We start from the raw sequence: 19880 nt of genomic DNA on the forward strand, positions 1-19880 counted from the left end.
ATGGGTCAATTCTCAGTGGAAACTTATAGCGCCCCCGGGTCACATCTCAGTGGCAATCAACACCCTGCCCATGGCCGCCTTCTGGGGACAAGGGCAATCGGCATCCAGCGACGGGCAGTTCTTCCTTGCTACCGAGCAGGGCGAGGCGATGAATCTGATCAACGCGAAATATGGCAACGTCCCGGGCCTCAAGGGATACAGCCATGTGTCCGATCAATATGCGCCGTTCGCAACCCAGGTGATCCCGGCAACGGTCAGCGAGGCTCCCTATATCCTGGACGGGCTGCTCATGAATGACGCGGGCCGCCGCGTTCGCCAGCATTTTGCCGACACGGGCGGCTTCACCGATCATGTGTTCGCCGCCTGCGCCTTGCTCGGCTACAGGTTCGCCCCCCGTATCCGCGATCTCCCTCAGAAAAGACTCTATGCCTTCACGCCCAACGCGACGCCGGCCAATGTGCGAGCGCTGGTCGGAGGTAAGATCAATGAACCGCTCATCGAGCGCAACTGGCCCGACATCCTGCGCATCATGGCGACGATCGCAGCGGGGATCGTCGCCCCCAGCCAGATTCTTCGCAAGCTCGCCTCTTACCCGCGCCAGAATGAGCTGGCCCTCGCATTGCGAGAGGTGGGCCGCATCGAGCGAACCCTGTTCATGATCGACTGGATTCTTGATGCCGGCCTCCAGCGCCAGGCTCAGATCGGCCTCAACAAGGGTGAGGCCCACCACGCCCTAAAGCGCGCCATCAGCTTCCACCGCCGAGGTGAAATCCGGGATCGATCCGGCGAAGGCCAGCACTATCGCATCGCCGGAATGAACCTGCTCGCCGCCATCATCATATTCTGGAACACCATGAAGCTCGGCGAGGTCGTCAATACCCGGGCCGCCAGCGGTACCCATATCGCGCCTGATCTACTCGCCCACGTCTCGCCGTTGGGATGGGAACACATCAATCTAACCGGGGAATATCGCTGGCCCAAATCCTTAGCGTAGGATTCCGCCCCCTCCCGCAAACGCCCCCTACGATTGAGAAGCGCGGCGGAATCTCTTAGATTGATCGCTGGAGGCTTTGTTCGCGGAGACGCGCACATTGCCTTCTTTTCGTTTTAGGAAGCGCTGCCCTAAGCGACAGAAGCCAGAGCTTTGACAATGCGGCATTCCGCGATGGAGCCGACCATGTATCTTGATCCTATCGGTGCAGACACGCGATGATGGCGGTCACGACGGCGGTGGTTTCCGCGACGTCGCGCACCCTCACTGTGTCGAGGCCGATTTCAGCAGCGGGATAGTCATTCCCACCGGGGAATATCGCATCCCCAATGAACAGCATCCCGTCGAGCGGGACACCGCTCTCGGCACTCAGGCGCTTCAGGCCATAGCCCTTGTCGATCCCTGCTCTGGTCACGTCGATCGATGTCGTGCCACCGAGATTGATCGAGAGCTCCGGCAGCTTCGCGCGCAACGTGGCCTGCAACGCGGTCCTCTTCTTTCGGTCAGGATCCCACGCTTCCTTTTCCTTCAGCGGCGCTGCCTGCCCCAGGCCCGAAAAGGTGATCTGGCTGCCCCGGTCCTCGATCCGTTCGCCCCAGATACGTTCGTCGGCGAGACCGGCATCGGTCAGCGCCTGATCGAAGGCCGTGCGGATCTTCGCCTTCTCCGCGTCGTCGAACAGTTCGGCATAGACCGCGCGCCAAGCGCCATTGATGAACCGATAGAGTTTCGTGCCTGTGGTCGGCATCAACCAGAGACGGTCGAGCGCGACGCCGGCAGGAAGGCGCGAGGCGATCTGCTTTTCGAACTGCGGCCAGTCCCCGCCCGAGATCACCGCCACATCCGTGATGGCGAGCAATCGGGCGAGGATTGCGGCCATATCCTCCGATAACGGCCGCTTGCTCTCGGCAAGCGTGCCGTCGAGGTCGAAGGCGATCAGCCACTTCATGCCGCCTTCCCTGCCGGATCGCGGTAGGCGAGCAGCCTGAGCGCATTGATGACGACGAGCAGCGTCGATCCCTCATGAACCGCCACCGCTGGCCCAATGCCGAGGCCGAGGATGGTAGCAGGCACCAGGAAAGCGACGACACCCAGGCTGACGAAGACGTTCTGCCGGATGATTCCACGGGTATGGCGGCTAAGACCGACTGCGAATGGCAGGTGCGCCAGATCGTCGGCCATCAGCGCCACGTCGGCTGTCTCCAGCGCAACGTCCGACCCCGCCGCGCCCATCGCGATGCCGACCGTGGCGCTTGCCATCGCCGGCGCATCGTTCACGCCGTCGCCCACCATCGCGACCTTGTCTTCGCCGGCGAGCTTCTTGATCGCGGCAACCTTGTCTTCGGGCATGAGGTCGCCCCACGCTTCGTCGATCCCGACTTCGTCGGCGATCGCTTCGGCGACTTTCTGGTGATCGCCGGAGATCATTATCATCCGGGACACGCCCATCTCGTGCAGCCGACGCAACGCGGTCTTGGCAGCTTCGCGAGGCGTGTCCATCAGGCCGATCGCGCCCAGGTCGCGGTCCCCCTTGCGGACCACCATTGTCGTGCGGCCGTTCTCGCGCAGCTTCGCGATTGCGTCCTGCGCGCCCTGCCCCAGCGCCGGAATGCCCTCACTTCCGAACATCTCGGCCTTGCCGATCCACACCGTCTCGCCATCCACGCTCGCGGTGACGCCCCGACCGGTCAGGCTCTTGAGGTCGCCGGCAGTCGGCACGGCACGATCGTTCAGACGTTCGCGGCCGTCCTTGACGATCGCTTGGGCCAGGGGATGGTCGCTCAACGCTTCGACGGCGACAGCCAGCGCCAGCAACTCGCCTTCATCGGCGCCATCGACGGGCACGACATCAGTGATGCGCGGACGACCTTCGGTCAGCGTGCCCGTCTTGTCGAAAGCGATCGCTTTGAGCGACCCGAGGTTTTCGAGCGGTGCACCGCCCTTCACGAGCACGCCGCCCCGCGCTGCACGGGCAACGCCCGACAGGACCGCGCTCGGCGTTGCGATCGCGAGCGCGCACGGGCTTGCCGCCACCAGCACCGCCATCGCGCGATAGAAGCTGTCGCGGAACGGCTCGTCGACGACCACCCATGCGAACAGCAGTAGCACTGACAGGACCAGGACGGCGGGCACGAAGATCCGTTCGAACCGGTCGGTGAAGCGCTGCGTCGGCGACTTCTGCGTCTCCGCTTCGCTCACCATCTTCACGACCTTGGCAAGCGCGCTTTCATTGGAACGGCGTGTCACCTCGATCTCGATCGCGCCGCCGCCGTTGATCGTACCAGCAAAAACCCGGCTTTCCGCGTCGACTGCATCGGGCTTGGCGCGTGCCGCTGCGGCATCTGCGACCGGCACCTTGTCGACCGGGATGCTTTCACCCGTGACCGGGGCCTGGTTGATCGCGCTGGTGCCCTTGATGACGAAGCCGTCGGCAGGCAGGCGCTCGTTCGGGCGGACGATGGCAATGTCCCCGACGACCATCTGCTCGACCGGGATTTCGCTGGTCTGCCCGCCGCGTCGCACGGTCGCGGTTTCGGGCGCGAGCTTCGCCAGCGCCTCGATCGCCTTCTTGGCGCGGCCCATTGCATAATGCTCAAGCGCATGGCCGAGGCTGAACAGGAACAGCAGCAGCGCACCTTCGGCCCATGCGCCCAGCGCAGCGGCGCCGGCCGCAGCGACCAACATCAGCGTGTCGATCTCGAACTTCTTCATCCGGAGGTTGTCGATCGCCTCGCGCAGCGTGAAGAATCCGCCGAAGAAATAGGCTGCGATATAGCAGGCGGTCGGCAGCCATTCGGGCGCGCCAGCGACCAGCCTCTCGATCGCGTAGCCGATCCCCAGCAGCGCGCCACAGGCGAGCGCGAAGATCAGCTCGGTATTGGGGCCGAGAAATTCGGCGTGGCTATGGTCGTGGCCATCGCCGGGGCCGTGCTTCTCTTCGCCCGCGCCGTGGCCCCCGGGGCCGTGGTCGTGGCCGGCATGTTCATCGGCAGCGACCCGCTTGCCCACCCTCACCTTCAGCTTGCGAAGCGCAGCGCGCACCTCCTCTTCGGTGGTTTCGCGGCGATCATATTCGACCCGGACAGACCCGCTGGTGCTGGCGCTTGCCTGGACCACGCCGGGCAAGGCGCACAGCGCATCGCTGACCGTGCGCGCCCGACGTTCGTGGTTGATCCCCGTCACCTGCCAGATCGCATGGCCGTAGCGCTCGGTGATTTCGGCACCTGCGGCGCGCACCATTTCGCGCAACCGTGGCAGCGGCAGCTTGGCGGCATCGAAATGGATGCACAGCGCCGCTGGCGTGTTGCCGTCGAGACAGATCACATGCGCCCGCTCGACACCTTCGCGCTTTGACAGGGTTGATACGAGACGGTCCAGGCAGGCATCGGCCGCGTCAGGAAGGTCCGGCAACAACACTGGAATGTCGAGTTCGAGCTTGTCGTTCATGACGACCTCCTTTCGCTTTTCTTGGTTTCGGCGCGCGCGTCGCGCAGGATTTCGACACCGCCCTTGATGGCGATGATGGCGGTGGCGAAGCCGACCAGCAGGTCCGGCCAATTGGTACCCAACCACAGCACCAGCACGCCGGCGATCAGGATGCCGCCGTTGGAAATGAAGTCGTTGAAGCTGAAGGTGGTTGCGGCCCGGAGATTGACGTCCGGATCCTTGAGGCGCTGGAGCAGCCGCAGGCAGAGGTAATTCACGACGCCGGCGATCGCGGACATGACCATCATGGTAGGTCCGATGGGCTCGCTGCCCTGCACGTAGCGCCGTCCGACATCGATCAAGATGCCGCCCGCGAAGATCAGCAGCATGACGCCCGAAGCGACCGCGGCGCGTGTCTTCCATGTCTGGCCCCGGGTGAGCGCCACAAGGCTCAGCGCATACACAGCCGTATCGGACAGGTTGTCGACGCCGTTGGCGATCAGCGCGCTCGAGTCCGCGAAGAAGCCGGAAACGAAGAAGCCCGCAGCGATCGCCGCGTTCAGCAGCAGGACGATCCACAGTGTGCGGCGCTCCTGCCCGCCATTGTTGTCGTTGCCCGGGATCATCCCATCATCTCCTCAAGTGTCAGCAGGGCCAGGAAGCCGACGAAAAACATCGAGCTGATGAGCGGGGTGTCGGGTTTCTCGTGCGCCTCGACCAGCAACTCCTCCGTGACGAGGTAGAGCAGCGCCATCAGCCCGAAGCTGAGGAAGCCGGCGATCATCACCGGCGACAGCGCGGCGACCGGCACGGCAGCGAGCGCGCCGATCGGCAGCAGCAGGGCCAATGCCGAGACGATCACGATGATGCGCAAGCGCGAGCGATAGGTTTCCGCCAGCTCGTCGGTCAGCGTCAGTCCCAGAAATAACACTTCCAGAGTGAGCGCGATCGTCAGCAGGAGACCTGCCTTCTCGCCCGCCACGAAAGCGAGGCCGAGCACCAGGCCGTCGACCAGAATGTCGATGCCGATCGCGGCGAGTAGCGCCATCGGCCCCTTGAAGCGGGCCTCAAGAGCCTTGAGCCCCAGCATGGTCGCGACGCCCGCCGCCCCGCCGATCAACGTCGCGCTGGGCGATGCCTCATGCTTGACCTGCGGCAGGATTTCGGTCGCTGCCGCCGCGAACACGACGCCGGCAGCGAGATGCTGTAGGCCCGCCACGAGGCCAGGTTTCAACTTGGTGCGGCTCGCGACAATCGCGCCGAGCACGACCGCCAGCACAGGCGCAAGCGTATAGAGCAGTGCCTGCATTTCCTAGGACTCCTCCGGGGTTCGGTGGCAGACGCGGATCTTCCCGCGTCGCGTGAACGCGATCGATCCGCCCGCCACGACAGCCCGCGAATGGTCGCCGCGAAACTCGTCACCGGTTCGCTGCGCGCGCAGGATCTCGGTCCTGCCCTTCGGCAGCCAGGTGACGGCCATTTTCAAGCCGTCATCGATGAAGTCGACATCGGCGCGTGTGCCGTCGTCGCAGTACATGATGCGCTGCGCGATTAGTTTCGACGTCAGATGCTTTTCATGCGCCGGCTCGGTAGGCTGGGTCGGCGCTGGATTACACGCCCCTATAACCGCCCCGGAGACGAGAACGACGCCGAGGCGCGCGATCGCCAGACCGGCCCGATTCAGGCCGCACAAGGTTGTCACATTTGAAATCGACGTGTCAGACATCGGTCTCTTCCGACGAAGCGCCCTGTGGCGTTCGAAGGCAGGGCAGTTCATCGCGTGCCTTCCTGCTCGCAGATCCGGGTACGGCCATCGCCTTCCACGATGGTGAGCTGCGACCCCTTGAAGGTCGCGGTGGCTGTTTCGCCGACATATTGCAGGCCCTGCGCTGGCGCGGTCAGCATCATCGGCGGTCCCCCGTTGGAGCGCCGCAAATCGATCTGCAGGCCGTTGTCCTTGTAATCGACGAACAGCGGTTCCCCGTCGGAACAGCGATATCTATGCCGCCCCATTTCCCCGGTCGCCACGGCGCTGTCGGACGAATGGATCTGCTGCTCCGTTGGCGGGGCTGGCGGCTTTCTTTCCGAGCACGCCGCGAGCCCGACAACGAGGATGACGGCGGGCAGCACCCGCTTACAGTGCATCATCATCGCGCCTTCCTCCTGTAGCGGAAGGGGACGCGCTGACGATTGATAGCCCGGGCAGGCTGACCTACCCGCCAGCGGAGATAGGTTGCGAGGCGATCGTCAGATTCGACCATCAGGGATCGCAGGCGGCGCAACATCATCGCCGCGAACGGCAGGGAGAGCGCCCCGCGCAGCGTGCAGCTATGCGTTAGCCTGGTGCCGCCATCGTCCCCCGCCAGCTCGTACCGCTCTTCGAGCGTGAACAGATAGGGGATGCCGCAGGACCAAGCGAAGGCGTGCGGTTTATCGAATCGATCAATCCGTGCTGGCGTCCGAATTGGCCGGGTGATGCCCTGGATCGCAAAGGTGCATTCTGTGTCGCCGAGCCGGGACGGATCATCGAGAAATACGAGCGGACTCCACGCCCGGCGATGATCCGGATCGGTGAGTGCCGACCAGATGCGCAGTGGCCCGCCGTGAAGCATCGAGCTGGTTATGGTGCGAGGCATATCCCCATCTCCCAGAGATGGGCGGGGCGATCGCGGATCGCCCCGCCCATCCATCAGGCCAAGTTGTTCACGAAGGTCTGACCGTGGTCGTCCCCTTCATGCTCCTCATTGTAGTGCTCGGGTTTCTCGATCACTTTCTGCCCGAACCGGGCATAGAGTGTCGGCAGCACGAACAGCGTAAGAAGCGTCGCCGAGATCAGACCGCCGATGACGACCGTCGCCAAAGGCTTTTGAACCTCTGCGCCGGCGCCTTCGCCCAGCGCCATCGGCACGAAGCCGAGGCTGGCGACTAGCGCGGTCATGATGACGGGTCGCAGACGCTGCATCGCGCCAACATGCGCGGCTTCCTCGCGGCTCATCCCTGATCGGATCAGATCTTGGATCGAGCTGACCATGACGAGGCCGTTGAGGACCGCGATGCCCGAGAGGGCGATGAAGCCCACTGCCGCCGAGATCGAGAAGTCCATGCCCCGCAGGAACAGCAACAGGACGCCGCCCACCAGCGCGAAAGGCACGCCGGTGAACACGATCGCGGCGTCGCGGACCGATCCCAACGCCCCGTAGAGGAGCAGCAGGATCAAGATGAAGCAAGCCGGAATGACCAGCTTCAGCCGTTCGCTTGCCGATTGGAGGTTCTCGAACTGGCCGCCCCATTCGAGATAGGTGCCGGCAGGCAGCCGGAGTTGGCTGCCGATCGCCGCCTGCGCATCCGCCACGACGGATCCGACGTCGCGGCCACGCACGTTGGCTTGCACCACCACGCGCCGCTTGCCGTTCTCGCGGCTGATCTGGTTCGGACCATCGACCACCTTGATCTCGGCGACGCTGGACAGCGGTACATAGCCGCCGCCTGCCACCGGCACCTGCACCTGTTGGAGCAGGCCGATGTCGGCACGCTGCGCCTCCGACAGGCGGATCACCACGGGGAAGCGACGGTCGCCCTCGAAGATCTGGCCCGATGTTCGCCCGCCGATCGTCGCAGTCACGGTGTCCTGCACATCCTGAGCCGTAACGCCCAACCGCGCCATCGCGTCGCGGTTGACGCGAATGTCGAGCATGGGAAGACCGGTCGTCTGCTCCACCTTCACGTCCGCTGCGCCTTGCGTTCTGCGCAGCACCGCCGCGATTTGCTCGGCCGTCCGGTTCATCTGGTTGAAGTCGTCCCCGAACACCTTCACCGCGATGTCGCCGCGCACGCCGGCGATCAGCTCGTTGAAGCGCATCTGGATGGGCTGGGTGATCTCGTAGGCATTTCCCGGAATCTTCGCGAGATTACCCTCGATCCGGCTGACCAGCTCCTCCTTGGGAAGCTCAGGATCCGGCCAATTCTTGCGCGGCTTCAGGATGACGAACATGTCGGTCGCGTTCGGCGGCATCGGGTCGGCCGCCAGCTCGGCGGTGCCCGTCTTGGAATAGACGAATTGCACCTCCGGCTGCTTCGACATCATCCGCTCGATCGGCACCTGCATCGCCTGGCTCTGCTGGACCGACGTTGCCGGAATGCGGAGCGACTGGATCAGCAAATCGCCTTCGTCGAGCTGCGGCAGGAACACCGAGCCGAGCGTAGTGAAAGCAAGCGCCGCCACCACAAGGCTTCCCACACCCGCACCGATCGTCAGCGTCGGGCGCTTCATGGCCCGGTCGAGACCGGGTTCGTAGCGCTTCTTCAGCCACGTGATGATGCGGCCGTCCTTCTCCTCGACCTTCTTCGACAGCCAGATCGCAATCATCGCCGGCACGAAGGTGAGAGAGAGGATGAAGGCGAAGGCGAGCGCGATGATGACGGTCAGCGCCATCGGTCCGAACGTTTTACCCTCCACGCCGGTCAGCGTGAGCAGCGGTACGTAGACGAGGATGATGATTGCCTGCCCGTACACAGAGGGACGGATCATCTCACGCGCAGCGGCTGCCACGGTCGCGAGCCGTTCCTTGACGCTGAGCAATCGGCCTTCATGATGCTGTTGCTCGGCAAGCCGGCGCAGCGCGTTTTCGACAATGATGACGGCGCCGTCGACGATCAGACCGAAGTCCAAAGCCCCAAGGCTCATCAGATTGGCCGAGACCCCAGCGCGCAGCATACCAAAGCCTGTCAGCATCATGGTGATCGGGATGACCAACGCCGCGATCAGGGCCGCACGGAAGTTGCCGAGCAGCAGGAAGAGCACGACGATGACCAGCACCGCGCCTTCGGACAGGTTTTTCGCGACCGTCTTGATCGTCGAATTGACCAGCTCGGTGCGGTTCAGCACCGGCTGAATTACGACGTCAGGAGGCAGCGAAGCGTTGATCGTCTTCAGTTTCTCAGCGACCGCGGTCGACACGATGCGGCTGTTCTCGCCGATCCGCATGATCGCCGTGCCGACGACGACTTCGGTACCGTTCTCCGATGCCGAACCCATGCGGATCGCCTGACCCGTCTTCACAGTCGCAACTTGTTCGACCGTGATCGGCACGCCGTTACGTGTCGCGATCACGGTCCTGGCCAACTCGCTGGCATTGCGAACGAGCGCATCCGAGCGAACAGCCAGACCTTCGCCATTGCGATTGACGAAGCCACCGCCGACGCTGGTGTTATTGCGCTCCAGCGCATTTCCCAGGTCCGTCAGCGTGATGCCGAGCGAGGCCAGCTTCTGCACGTCGGGCACGACGAGGAACTGCTTGGCGTAACCGCCAATCGAGTCGACACCGGCGAGGCCCGGTGTGGTCTTCAGAAGCGGCGTCACGATCCAGTCCTGCGCGGTGCGCAGGTAGGTCGCCTTGTCCTCTTCGGTCGTCAGTCGCTCGCCCTCTGGCGTGATGTAGCTGCCATCGGGCTGTTGGCCCGGTTCACCGGGCTTGTGCTTGTCGTCCTCGCGATGATCGAGACGAACGGTGTACATGTACACCTCGCCCAGGCCTGTCGCGATCGGACCCATTTCAGGGTTCACGCCGTCGGGCAGATTCTCTTGCACGCCCCGCAGACGCTCGCCCACCTGCTGGCGGGCGAAATAGATGTCCGTCGCGTCCGAAAAGACCGCCGTGATCTGCGCGAAGCCGTTGCGGCTCAACGAGCGCGTATATTCCAGGCCGGGGGTGCCGGCGAGCGCGGTTTCGATTGGAAACGACACCTGCTTCTCGACCAGCTCGGGCGAGAGGGCAGGCGCGCGGACGTTGATCTGGACCTGATTGTTGGTGATGTCCGGCACCGCGTCGATCGGTAGCCGGTAGAGGGAAAAGGCGCCGATGGCGGCGACGATGACGGTGAGGAGCAGGACTAGCCAGCGCTTCTCGACCGCCCAGGTTACGATACGGGCGATCATGGCTTAATCCTCGTGGCTCGCTTCGCCCTTGCCGATCTCGGCCTTGAGCGTGAAACTTCCGGTGGTGGCGATCTGTTCGTTGCCGGTCAGGCCCGACCGGACGATCACCGTGTCGCCCGACGCATCGCCGAGCTGGACCGGGGTCGCCTTGAAGCCGGTGGGCGTGCGCACGAACACGACCGACTTGCCCTCGAAACTCTGGACCGCCGTCGTCGGCACGCGGACCGCCCCGCTCCCGCCGCTGCCCGTGAGCTGCACGGCTGCCGTCACAGGCTCGCCGACCCGCCATTCGCCACCGCGATTGTCGAGGGTGGCGAGCGCAGGCACGAGCCGCGTCTGCGGATCAAGCGCCGGCGACACGAAGGTCACGCGGGCGGTCGCCTGACGGCCTGCCGCCTTCACCAGCACCGTATTGCCGGGACGCACCCGGCCCGCATCCTCGGGCTTGAGATTAAGCGCGATCGACACCTGGCTCAGGTTGGCGATGCGATAGAGTTCGGCATCCGCCGCGACCGTTTGTCCCAGCGTCACGGGGCGCGCAATGATCTGGCCCGAGATCGGCGCGGCAATGCCGAGCCGGTTGAGCCCGCCGCCGCCGACACCCGCCGCCGAAACCATGCTCTGCGCCTGCGTCAGGGCGATCCGCGCCTCCGTCGCCGCTGTGCGGGCGGCGATCAGATCCTGTTCAGGGGAGACTCTCTGCGCGAACAGCCGCTGTTCGCGCGCGAGGTTCGAATTAGCGAGCTGAAGCCGCGCCCGCGCCGCCTCGACCTCGCCCTTGATCTGCGCCGCCTCGCGGCTTTCGATGACCGCAATGGTCTGGCCGCGTCCGACCGATTGGCCGAGGTTACGGGTGAGCGCGACCACGCGTCCCGCAATTGCGGCCGAGACGACCTGCGTTCCCTGTGGGTCGCCCTCGATGATCGCGGGCAGCTCGATCGTCCCGGCCCCGCCGATGATCGGCCGTCCGACCTGGACGCCCGCTGTGGCGATCTGGTCGGCACCCAATGTGACGACGCCTTCACCGGCATGACCGCCTTCAGCACCGCCCTTTTCCGTGCCCGCTGCCGTCTCATTGGCAGCTGCGCCTTCGGCAGTTGCCTCGTTTCCGCCATCCTTGCCGCCGCAGGCAGCCAAGAGCAGGGCGAGCGACGCCGCGCCCGCGAGATAAAAGCTCTTCATCACTGATTCCCCCCATTGGGCGCACGAGCGGTCAGTCGCTCCACTTGCGCGCGGGCATTCTGGTAATTGGCAAGCGCGTCGATCGCGGCGACCCGCGTTTCGGCGAGCGTGCGTTCAGCATCGAGCAATTCGAGCTGGCCGAACTTGCCCTCGCGATAGCCGATCCGCGCGATGCGGGCGGCCTCCTGTGCAGCCGCCAGCGCCGGCCCCGACGCCGCACGAGCCGTCGTTGCGGCATTGGCCGCCTGCGCCTGCGCGTCCGTGATCGCCTGTTCGATGTCGAGCGCGGTCACGCGGCGCTGCGCATCCGCCTGGGTCCGCTGCGCGGTCGCCTGCGCAATCGCGGCGCGACCATTGTTGAACACCGGGATCGGGATCGACACGCTGAACACCGCCGCCATGTCGTTGGTCGCTTCCAGGCGGCGGATCGACGGCCCGACGTTCAGGTCAGGCACGCGATTGGCGCGCGCGAGCCGCACGCCGGCTTCGGCAATGGAGAAATCCGCGTTGGCTGCCGCCAGCGCGAGTGTGCCGGTCGTGTTGACCGGTGCCAACGGCCCATAGACGTTCACATCGGGAAGGCGATCGAGCAGCGTGTCATCGAGCAGGCCGTCGATCGGCCGTCCGATCCGACGCGCCAGATTGGCGCGGGCCGCCTCGGCCAAGCGAAGCTGCCGCTCCACATTGGCGTCGGCATTGATACGCGCGACATCCGCGCGCTGTTGCTCGAGTGGCGATGCCCGCCCTGCCTGCACGCGAACGCTCGCGGCCCGCAGCGCATCGCTGGCGATCCGGGCCTGATCGCGGGCTGTCATTACCCGGCGATCGGCCGCGACCGCTTCGACATAGAGCTGCGTTACCTGAAGCCGGACATCCGCCGCGATGATCGCGGCCTGGATCTCGGCCCGGGACAATTGCGCATTGGCGACCGCGACGCGGACGCCGCGCTTGCCGCCTAGCTCGATCGGGATCGCAAAGCCGACCGTGGTTTCCGCGCTGCGGACCCCCCGATACGGCCCGGAGCCGATGACATTCTCGACTTGGCCTTGAACCACCGGATTGGGCCGCAAGCCGGCGACTGTGCGACCTGCACGGGCCGCGTCGATTCCAGCTGTCGCCGCTTCCGCAGCAGGGGCCGAACCGCCCGCTGCACTGACCGCTTGGTCAAGCGTGTAGACCGGCGCATCCTGCGCAACAGGCGCGGACGGTCCGACCTGCGCCTGCGCCATCGTGGCGCAAGACGCTGCGGCCAGCATGGCCGCGAGGATACGATTCATGAAAATAGGACTCCTGACGATGATCGACAGGGGCGCGCCAACGCACGCCCAAATCGGACGTCAGGCTTGGGGGGGCCTCAAATGGACCATGCCGGTGCGGCCGTCGAGCGACGCAGAGGCGGAGATTGTCGGCTTGGGCACTGTGAGGACGGGGGTATATTCCATCGTCGTGCGCGCAGGCGCGCCGACGTCGTGTCCGTGACAATAATTGTGATGATGCGGGACATTCTTGTCCGAGTCCGATGGCACCTGATCGATGTCACCGGCGGTATGGACCGTGAACTCAACGCCCGCGATGCTTCCCCCCGCCAGATCGGCGGCATGGGCCATGCCGGAGAAGCTGGTCAGGACCAGCATCAGGCATGTCAGGAAAGGCAAAAAGGCTCGCACTAGCTTGCCTCTATCACGGAAGGGTTTTCATGTCATTGCACTAATTCGAACCAAGGGTCACTGAGCCGGAACCCGAGCGGGATCGGTCGCGCCCGTTCCAGGCGAACCCGACCGCAATGGCGACCGCCATCAGGAGTTGCGCCAGCACCGATTGCCAAGTGGGAAACACGCCGAGCATCGACAGCCGTGGCACGTCCGCGAGCGGTGCGATGTTGATAAGGCCGGCTTCCTGGAGCGCGGCGACGCCTTTACCCGCCAGCACGACGGTCAGGACCGCCATGAGCCAGGAGCTATAGCGGAAGAACTGCGCGATCGGCAGCTTGCGACTGTAGCGAAGCATGGCCCAAGCGATCAGGCTGAGCAGTCCAATCGCCGACCCGGCCCCCGCGAGAAGCATCCCGTTGTCACCTTGCGCCGAAAGCGCGGCATAGAACAGGATCGTCTCGAAGACCTCGCGATAAACTACGACGAACGCCAGCCCGAACAGGAACCAGCCCGACCCGCCCGAGAGCGCCCGCGACATCTTCTCGCGAATATAGCGCTGCCACTGATCGGCCTGCGCCTTGCCGTGCATCCAAATCCCGACCGAGAGCAGCACGACCGCGGCGAACAGCGAGCCAAACCCTTCCGTCAGCTCCCGGCTCGCACCGCTGATCCCGATCGCATAGGTGGCGACCGCCCAGGTGATCCCGCCCGCGATGATCGCGCTGACCCAGCCGCCATGCACGTACCGCAGCGCCTCGCCGCGCTCGGCTTTACGCAGGAACGCGATCATGGCGACAACGATGAGCAGGGCTTCGAGCCCTTCACGCAGCAGGATCGTGAACGCGCCCAGGAACGTGGACGCTTCGGTGGCGGCATCAGGCGCGAGCGCCGCTTCCGCATCGTCGAAAAGGCCGCCCAGTACTGCGACCTTCTCCGCGAGATCATCGGGCGACGCGCCCCGGTCGATCGAGGCGCGGAACTCCCCCATCGCGCCCTCGATTCGACCCATCAGCGTCGCGTCGCGCGCGGTGAGTGTTGGCTCGATCGGCTCGAACCCATCGAGATAGGCCGACAGCGCCAGCTCTTTCGCCATGCGCGCATCGCCGCGCCGCGCAGCCGCCACGCTTTCGGCGAGTTTGGCGCGGGCGACCGCGAGCGAGCCGGGAGCCTGTTGTATCACCTGTTCGGGATGACGACGCAGGAACGCGAGCACTGGGTCAGCCTTGGCGTCGCCGATCGCCGCGCCGAGCGCGGCCGGGGTGAGCGCGACCAGGGTTTTCAGGTCCGGAATGCGCCGGCGAAGGGTCGGGTCGGATTTCCAAAGCCGCTCGCCTTCGCGCGCCTGCGCATCCGTGAAGGCGAAGCTCCCGGCTCGGAATGCTAACGCCCAGCGCTGATCGTTGGGCAGATCGGCGAAGCTCTGCATCGCGGTCCCGTCGATGCCTTGCGTCACCACCTGATAGAGCGCGAACACGCTGCGCTGGCGCGCGCGCTCGGCATCGGTGAAAGCAATCGGGGGCGTAGCGAGCTTGGCGGCGTCAGGGCCACGGCCGTTGCCCGTCATCCCGTGGCAGGACGCGCAGGATTGTCGGAACAGTGCATCGCTGGAGACGAGGTTCGGAGCCTTATCGGGCGCGAGCGGCACCGGGTAGGCGCGCAACAGATCGGCCGCGAGCCCGTGCGCCAATGTTGCCACCTGTTCAGTCGGTCCCTTTTCCGCGATCACCGCCTGGAGGTTGGCAGCCCGCTGGATGAGGGCTTGACGCTCCGGCTTCGCCGGCAGGCCCTGAAGCCGTGTCGAGACCGACGCGGCGAACTCCGTCATCTCGGCATATTCCGACGTGCTCTTGATCCGACCGTTGGCGACCGCGCCGCCATAATCGACGGCCATATAGTCGAGCAGCCGCCATGCGGTTTGCACGTCGCCGGGTTCGGCGATTGCCGCAGCAGGGATCAGCAGCGCCGCGAGCGCGGAGAGCAGCCGCAACGAGAGCATTGCCCGGATCAACGCGAGCAGACGCACTACCGCTCTCCCAATTCGCGCCGAGCGCCAGTGACGATTTCATAAGCGGAGTGGAGGAACAGGAGGGCGATGAGGCCGGCGACGGCGAGGTCCGGCCAGGCGCTTCCTGTCCACGCCACCAGACCGGCCGCGGCGATCACCGCCACGTTGGCGAGCGCGTCGTTGCGGCTGAACAGCCAGATCGCGCGAACATTGGCGTCCCCTTCCCGGAAACGCGCAAGCACCAAGGCGGACACGACATTGATCGCGAGCGCGACAACGCCGATTGTGCCCATCAGTTCGGCATCGGGCGCGGTTGCGTTCAGGGCGCGCCAAATCGCGAAACCGATTACGCCCACGCCAAGCGCACCGAGAAACAACCCCTGCGTCAGCGCGACCTTTGCCCTCGCCCGTGCGGACCAGGCAAGCGCGAGAAGACCGATAAGGCTGATCGCCCCGTCCCCGAGAAAATCGAGGGAATCCGCTTTCAGCGCTTGGCTATCGGCGATGAACCCGCCGAACAGCTCGGCGACTCCGAAGCCGAGGTTGAGCACCACGACGGTCTGAGGTGGTCCCGCCTTCTTGGACAGTTTGGCGGCTGAGTTAAGCTAATCCCGGTTGTCGTTCATGCCGCCTGTTTGATCATCAGATCATGGGGGGCATGCCCCCCATGATCTGATTGCCCGATCCGTCGATAGGCCTCGAGCGGGGTTCTCCCGGCCAGGCCCGAGTGTGGGCGCTGGGTGTTGTAATAGGTGATCCACCGGCCAAGGCCAGCCCGCAGCTCGGAGCCGGTTTCGAAGGCATGGAGATAGACACACTCGTACTTCAGAGACCGCCAAAGCCGCTCGATGAAGACGTTGTCCATCCACCGCCCCCGGCCATCCATGCTGATGCGGATCTCGGCGTCGCGCAGCACGCTGGTAAAGCCTAGCGAAGTAAACTGGCTGCCTTGGTCAGTGTTGAAGATCTCGGGCTTGCCGAATCGGGCCAAGGCTTCTTCCAAGGCGGCGACGCAGAAGCCCGCGTCCATCGTGTTCGACAGCCGCCACGCCAGCACCTTGCGGCTCGCCCAGTCCATGATCGCCACCAGGTAAAGGAAGCCGCGGCGCATCGGGATGTACGTCACGTCGGCGCACCAGACATGGTTGGGTCGCTCGATCGCCAGCTTGCGCAGCAGGTATGGATAGACCCGGTGCTGCGGGTGCGGATCGCTCGTGCGCGGCCGCTGGTAGATCGGCGACAGGCCCATCTTCGCCATCAGGCGCCGCACCCGTCGCCGCCCAACCTCATGGCCAGCGCGCCGAAGGTGTCGCGCCATCTGACGGCTGCCGTACCATGGACACTCCATGAACGTCTCGTCGATCACCGTCATCAGCGCCAGCGTCTCGTCCGTTTCCGGCACCGGCGCGTAGTAATACGACGAGCGGCTGATACGCAGCAGGCGGCACTGTGCCGAGATCGATAGGCGATGGTCAGCAGGTTCGACCATCGCCCGCCTCCGGTCCACGCTCATCGACCGAAGGCTTTCGCTAAAAAATCCCGCTCCACGACCAGTTGCCCGATCTTCGCATGCAGCTTTTCCACCTCGCTCTCGCTGGCGGCCTTGGCCGCATCCCCGCCTCCGGAGAAGGTGTTCGCCATCCCCTCGATGGCCTGGCGCTTCCACGACGCGATCATCGTGTGGTGCACGCCGTGCTTCGTGGCCAGTTCAGCCAGCGTCAGCTCGCCCCGGATCGCCTCCAATGCCACCTTCGCCTTGAAATCCGCGCTGTAACGCTTCCTCGTCGTCTTCATTCCCGTACCAATCCATCAGGTCGGGACCAGCTTAACACCCTGTCCGAATTTCCGGCACCACCTCAGTCAGCAGCGCACGGCGATAGGCCGGATCGGTTTGCGCGCGCGCGGGCTCCCCGTGGCACCCGCAGCTTTCGGTAGAAGCATTCATGCGGCCTTCCTTACCACCTCCAGTCGCTGTAGAAGCAAGCGAAATGTGCGACACGTTCGCATAAGCAAGGATGGCATGATGAAGCCGGTGATGATTGGGCAGCTCGCCAGCGAGACCTCGACGAAGGTGACGACGATCCGCTTTTATGAGTCGATCGGGTTGCTCCGATCCGCCCCTCGCACGGCGTCGGGTCGCAGAACCTACGATGCCAGTGACATTGAGCGTTTGCACTTCATCCGCAACGGTCGCCGGCTTGGCTTCTCCGTCGACGAGATCCGTTCGTTGATGGGGCTGGCGCAGAACCCGGACCAGGATTGTGGTGCCGCCTCAGCTATCGCTGCTCAGCACCTCAAGGATGTGGAGGAGAGACTGGCGCAACTCGCGGTGTTGCGGGATGAGTTGGCAATGCTCAGCCAGAGCTGCACCAAGGCGCGCATGGCCGATTGTCGGATCATGAAGGCGATCGGCAAAGGCCACCCTCAAGCCGATCAATAATAATCGGCCAGCCTGAGCTCGCGCACATCACCCGAGGCCATCGTCAGCTTTACGAGGGTGCCAGCAGGCCGGGAGCGCACTTGCCAGAGCTCCCCACGCGTATAGTTCGCATCGATCGAATGGCCGTTCACCGCCACGATCCGGTCGCCGACCGCCCAGCCAGCCTTTTCCGCGGGACTGTTCGCCGCCACATGAACAACGGTGAGCGCCGTTGGTGAGGCTGCGAGGCCAAGGCCGCTACGGTCCTTCAGCATCGGCAGGCGACGACGAGGACCGAGTGGCCGGAGCCACACGAATCCGGCGGTCACGTCGAACACCACGTCGAATTGAGCGATCAGCGGTAGGCCGACATTGCCAACCGTGCTGGTGGAGAGCCAAGCTCTCATCCCGAGTGTGGGGACGTTCGAGACGCCAAGCCCTTCGATGTTGATGTTCTGGATCGTGAAAGCATCGTTGATACGCACACCATCGACGCCGCCGATCGCCGCGGTCGAGACGAGCTTCCCGTTCAACAGCCCTTGATCGCGGGCATAGGCCGACGAGAGCATCAGCGCGGCCGAGCTGCCAAGATCGATCATCAAGGGCACGGGAGGCAAACCCGAGACGGAAGCTCGAATGAACAGCTCCTGCTTGGCACCGCGCCCGAGCGCGACAGCGCGCCAGTCGGGACCGGCGAGAAACGTGCCTGACTTGACGACCGCCATACGCCTTTTCGCGAAATCGAGCGCGATGCAGCTACCCGTGAACATATCGGCACCGAGGAGGATATCGATCGGTCGTCCGAAGGCCGCCGACACTGAACTCAGATCACCAACGACGGCAAAGGGTAAGCGACGGGTTTCGCGGGCGAGCTGTACGTCGATGTCGCGGACCAGCAGCACCGGGGCCTTGGCGCTCAGCCCGCTAATCATGCGCCGCTCACCATCGTTCAAGCCGAGCTTCGCCGCGAGCGCCGTGCTCATGATCGACGCGCCGCTGCCACTGTCGAGCACCGCCCGCACCGGCACTCCGCGCACTTGTGCCGAAACAAGGAGGGTATCACCCGTGCCGACTTCCAGCGGCTCCCATTCGAGGTGAGCCGCACCGAAGTTCCACGAGCCCGCAGACCGGGAAGTCTGTCGCGCGAGCGTTGGAGAACCGAGCACCAAGCCGGTTCCACAGGCCACCAGCCGCGCCACTAATGAGCGTCGAGACATACCGATTGCTTCAACACGGGCCGTCAAAAAGCCACCTCCAGCCCCCCGTCCGCAGGAGAGCAAATTGCGGTTACATGCTCCAGCCACTGGAGGAGCAAGTGCTTTTGGTGCGCCCGAAAATCCTCAGAAGCGCTTGGAGAACTTTAGATGAAGGATGGTGCAGACCGCTTAGATGCCTTCCCGATAACGAACGGTTCCGGGGGACGCTGGGCCGATCGGGACCGCGAACGGTGTAAACGCTCGCGCTAAGTGGCGGCATTCTGATCGCGCTATTTGTCGGCGAGCGTCGCTACGCGGCTACCGGCTTGGTCTCGGCCGATCGCACATAGGCGTAGAGTTTTGGCTTGGAGATGCCGAGCATCGAGCAAATCTTGGCGATCGGCATCGTGTTCTCGTGGTAGAGCCTGACGGGCAGGTCGCGCTTGTCCTTGCCGAGTGCGGCCGGCCGGCCACCCTTCTTGCCGCGAGCGCGGGCTGCGGTGAGACCGGCCTGGGTCCGCTCGCGGATCAGGTTGCGCTCGAACTCCGCCAATGCCCCGAACAGGTGGAAGGTAAGCTTGCCCGACGTGGTGGTCGTGTCGATCGCCTCGTGCAGGCTCAGCAGCCCGACCTTTTCCTCGTCGAGGTAGGTCATCCATCCGATCAGATCACGGAGCGAGCGGCCGAGCCTGTCGAGGCGCCAGACCACCAGTGTGTCGCCGGCGCGAAGCAGCTCCTTCACCTTTTCCAATCCAGGGCGAGCGGCAGTCGCCCCGGAGGCCTTGTCGGTGATGACCTTCTCGCAGCCGGCAGCCTTCAGCGCATCACGCTGGAGGTCCAGGTTCTGCTCGGCGGTCGATACGCGGGCGTAACCGATTTTCATGCGTAGGGCCGGTGGCGCCCCGATCGGGCGCGGTTTGGGAAGAAAGTCGTCATCGGCAGGTCTATGTTGCCCTAGTTTTCTTTACCGGGTAGATTTACGTCGAACAGGCCGGTTTGGCAACGCGAGCGGACTCGCATGGCGATGGGCAGGCAAATCTCCGTTTTCCTTACCTGCGACACGGACCGTCGGCG

Annotated in this window: 17 protein-coding genes and 1 pseudogene; 2 read left to right on the forward strand and 16 right to left on the reverse strand. The window is 64.6% G+C overall.

The window, feature by feature from the left end:
* Positions 1 to 58 precede the first annotated feature (58 nt).
* A pseudogene (locus tag ACGGKE_RS18425) lies at positions 59 to 994 on the forward strand (Tn3 family transposase); the annotation flags it as partial.
* 196 nt (positions 995 to 1190) lie between these two features.
* Here ACGGKE_RS18425 and ACGGKE_RS18430 read toward each other — a convergent pair.
* From ACGGKE_RS18430 to ACGGKE_RS18495, 14 genes are all read right to left on the reverse strand, one after another.
* Positions 1191 to 1940 (reverse strand): HAD-IIB family hydrolase, encoded by a 750-nt coding sequence (locus tag ACGGKE_RS18430; protein ID WP_004212890.1) that lies wholly within the window; start codon positions 1938 to 1940, stop codon positions 1191 to 1193.
* Positions 1937 to 4438, reverse strand: a complete 2502-nt coding sequence (locus ACGGKE_RS18435) for a heavy metal translocating P-type ATPase (protein ID WP_004212886.1) — start codon at positions 4436 to 4438, stop codon at positions 1937 to 1939. The genes ACGGKE_RS18430 and ACGGKE_RS18435 overlap by 4 nt, the downstream gene beginning before the upstream one ends.
* Positions 4435 to 5043, reverse strand: a complete 609-nt coding sequence (locus ACGGKE_RS18440) for a cation transporter (protein WP_004212885.1) — start codon at positions 5041 to 5043, stop codon at positions 4435 to 4437. Before ACGGKE_RS18440 ends, ACGGKE_RS18435 begins: the two co-directional genes overlap by 4 nt.
* On the reverse strand, positions 5040 to 5726 hold the full coding sequence (locus ACGGKE_RS18445; protein ID WP_004212882.1) for a ZIP family metal transporter: 687 nt from the start codon (positions 5724 to 5726) through the stop codon (positions 5040 to 5042). Before ACGGKE_RS18445 ends, ACGGKE_RS18440 begins: the two co-directional genes overlap by 4 nt.
* A gap of 3 nt (positions 5727 to 5729) precedes the next feature.
* Positions 5730 to 6143, reverse strand: coding sequence for a hypothetical protein (locus tag ACGGKE_RS18450; RefSeq protein WP_004212881.1), 414 nt, complete (start codon positions 6141 to 6143; stop codon positions 5730 to 5732).
* Between the two features lie 47 nt (positions 6144 to 6190).
* Positions 6191 to 6568, reverse strand: coding sequence for a hypothetical protein (locus ACGGKE_RS18455; protein WP_009824022.1), 378 nt, complete (start codon positions 6566 to 6568; stop codon positions 6191 to 6193).
* Complete coding sequence (locus ACGGKE_RS18460) at positions 6565 to 7053, reverse strand: SRPBCC domain-containing protein (protein WP_004212879.1); 489 nt, start codon at positions 7051 to 7053, stop codon at positions 6565 to 6567. Before ACGGKE_RS18460 ends, ACGGKE_RS18455 begins: the two co-directional genes overlap by 4 nt.
* Before the next feature lie 53 nt (positions 7054 to 7106).
* On the reverse strand, positions 7107 to 10352 hold the full coding sequence (locus ACGGKE_RS18465) for an efflux RND transporter permease subunit (RefSeq protein WP_394443324.1): 3246 nt from the start codon (positions 10350 to 10352) through the stop codon (positions 7107 to 7109).
* A 3-nt stretch (positions 10353 to 10355) separates the two neighbouring features.
* Positions 10356 to 11534: an efflux RND transporter periplasmic adaptor subunit gene (locus ACGGKE_RS18470; protein WP_004212877.1), complete on the reverse strand. Its 1179-nt coding sequence runs from the start codon at positions 11532 to 11534 to the stop codon at positions 10356 to 10358.
* Positions 11534 to 12811, reverse strand: coding sequence for a TolC family protein (locus tag ACGGKE_RS18475; protein WP_394443326.1), 1278 nt, complete (start codon positions 12809 to 12811; stop codon positions 11534 to 11536). The genes ACGGKE_RS18470 and ACGGKE_RS18475 overlap by 1 nt, the downstream gene beginning before the upstream one ends.
* A gap of 60 nt (positions 12812 to 12871) precedes the next feature.
* Positions 12872 to 13168: a hypothetical protein gene (locus ACGGKE_RS18480; protein ID WP_007406840.1), complete on the reverse strand. Its 297-nt coding sequence runs from the start codon at positions 13166 to 13168 to the stop codon at positions 12872 to 12874.
* A 73-nt stretch (positions 13169 to 13241) separates the two neighbouring features.
* Positions 13242 to 15209 (reverse strand): cytochrome c/FTR1 family iron permease, encoded by a 1968-nt coding sequence (locus ACGGKE_RS18485; RefSeq protein ID WP_004212871.1) that lies wholly within the window; start codon positions 15207 to 15209, stop codon positions 13242 to 13244.
* A complete protein-coding gene (locus tag ACGGKE_RS18490; protein ID WP_394443402.1) occupies positions 15209 to 15778 on the reverse strand; it encodes a cation transporter in 570 nt (189 codons plus the stop codon). Before ACGGKE_RS18490 ends, ACGGKE_RS18485 begins: the two co-directional genes overlap by 1 nt.
* Before the next feature lie 35 nt (positions 15779 to 15813).
* Positions 15814 to 16985 (reverse strand): IS3 family transposase gene (locus tag ACGGKE_RS18495; RefSeq protein WP_394438958.1). Its coding sequence is split into 2 segments (ribosomal slippage): positions 15814 to 16721 and positions 16721 to 16985, totalling 1173 coding nucleotides; the frame shifts between segments, so codons are not numbered across the junction.
* A 226-nt stretch (positions 16986 to 17211) separates the two neighbouring features.
* Here ACGGKE_RS18495 and ACGGKE_RS18500 point away from each other — a divergent pair.
* Complete coding sequence (locus tag ACGGKE_RS18500; RefSeq protein ID WP_007406847.1) at positions 17212 to 17631, forward strand: helix-turn-helix domain-containing protein; 420 nt, start codon at positions 17212 to 17214, stop codon at positions 17629 to 17631.
* Here the strand turns inward: ACGGKE_RS18500 and ACGGKE_RS18505 are convergent.
* Positions 17625 to 18827, reverse strand: coding sequence for an aspartyl protease family protein (locus tag ACGGKE_RS18505; RefSeq protein ID WP_013039112.1), 1203 nt, complete (start codon positions 18825 to 18827; stop codon positions 17625 to 17627). The genes ACGGKE_RS18500 and ACGGKE_RS18505 overlap by 7 nt on opposite strands.
* Before the next feature lie 289 nt (positions 18828 to 19116).
* Positions 19117 to 19689 (reverse strand): recombinase family protein, encoded by a 573-nt coding sequence (locus ACGGKE_RS18510; RefSeq protein WP_009824027.1) that lies wholly within the window; start codon positions 19687 to 19689, stop codon positions 19117 to 19119.
* Between the last annotated feature and the right edge of the window lie 191 nt (positions 19690 to 19880).

Source organism: Sphingobium naphthae (assembly GCF_043589935.1).
Taxonomy (GTDB): domain Bacteria; phylum Pseudomonadota; class Alphaproteobacteria; order Sphingomonadales; family Sphingomonadaceae; genus Sphingobium; species Sphingobium naphthae_A.

Coding starts and splice junctions, on each gene's coding strand:
- ACGGKE_RS18430 (WP_004212890.1), bottom strand. CDS start 1,940: ATGAAGTGGCTGATCGCCTTCGACCTCGACGGCACGCTTGCCGAGAGC.
- ACGGKE_RS18435 (WP_004212886.1), bottom strand. CDS start 4,438: ATGAACGACAAGCTCGAACTCGACATTCCAGTGTTGTTGCCGGACCTT.
- ACGGKE_RS18440 (WP_004212885.1), bottom strand. CDS start 5,043: ATGATCCCGGGCAACGACAACAATGGCGGGCAGGAGCGCCGCACACTG.
- ACGGKE_RS18445 (WP_004212882.1), bottom strand. CDS start 5,726: ATGCAGGCACTGCTCTATACGCTTGCGCCTGTGCTGGCGGTCGTGCTC.
- ACGGKE_RS18450 (WP_004212881.1), bottom strand. CDS start 6,143: ATGTCTGACACGTCGATTTCAAATGTGACAACCTTGTGCGGCCTGAAT.
- ACGGKE_RS18455 (WP_009824022.1), bottom strand. CDS start 6,568: ATGATGATGCACTGTAAGCGGGTGCTGCCCGCCGTCATCCTCGTTGTC.
- ACGGKE_RS18460 (WP_004212879.1), bottom strand. CDS start 7,053: ATGCCTCGCACCATAACCAGCTCGATGCTTCACGGCGGGCCACTGCGC.
- ACGGKE_RS18465 (WP_394443324.1), bottom strand. CDS start 10,352: ATGATCGCCCGTATCGTAACCTGGGCGGTCGAGAAGCGCTGGCTAGTC.
- ACGGKE_RS18470 (WP_004212877.1), bottom strand. CDS start 11,534: ATGAAGAGCTTTTATCTCGCGGGCGCGGCGTCGCTCGCCCTGCTCTTG.
- ACGGKE_RS18475 (WP_394443326.1), bottom strand. CDS start 12,811: ATGAATCGTATCCTCGCGGCCATGCTGGCCGCAGCGTCTTGCGCCACG.
- ACGGKE_RS18480 (WP_007406840.1), bottom strand. CDS start 13,168: ATGCTGGTCCTGACCAGCTTCTCCGGCATGGCCCATGCCGCCGATCTG.
- ACGGKE_RS18500 (WP_007406847.1), top strand. CDS start 17,212: ATGATGAAGCCGGTGATGATTGGGCAGCTCGCCAGCGAGACCTCGACG.
- ACGGKE_RS18505 (WP_013039112.1), bottom strand. CDS start 18,827: ATGTCTCGACGCTCATTAGTGGCGCGGCTGGTGGCCTGTGGAACCGGC.
- ACGGKE_RS18510 (WP_009824027.1), bottom strand. CDS start 19,689: ATGAAAATCGGTTACGCCCGCGTATCGACCGCCGAGCAGAACCTGGAC.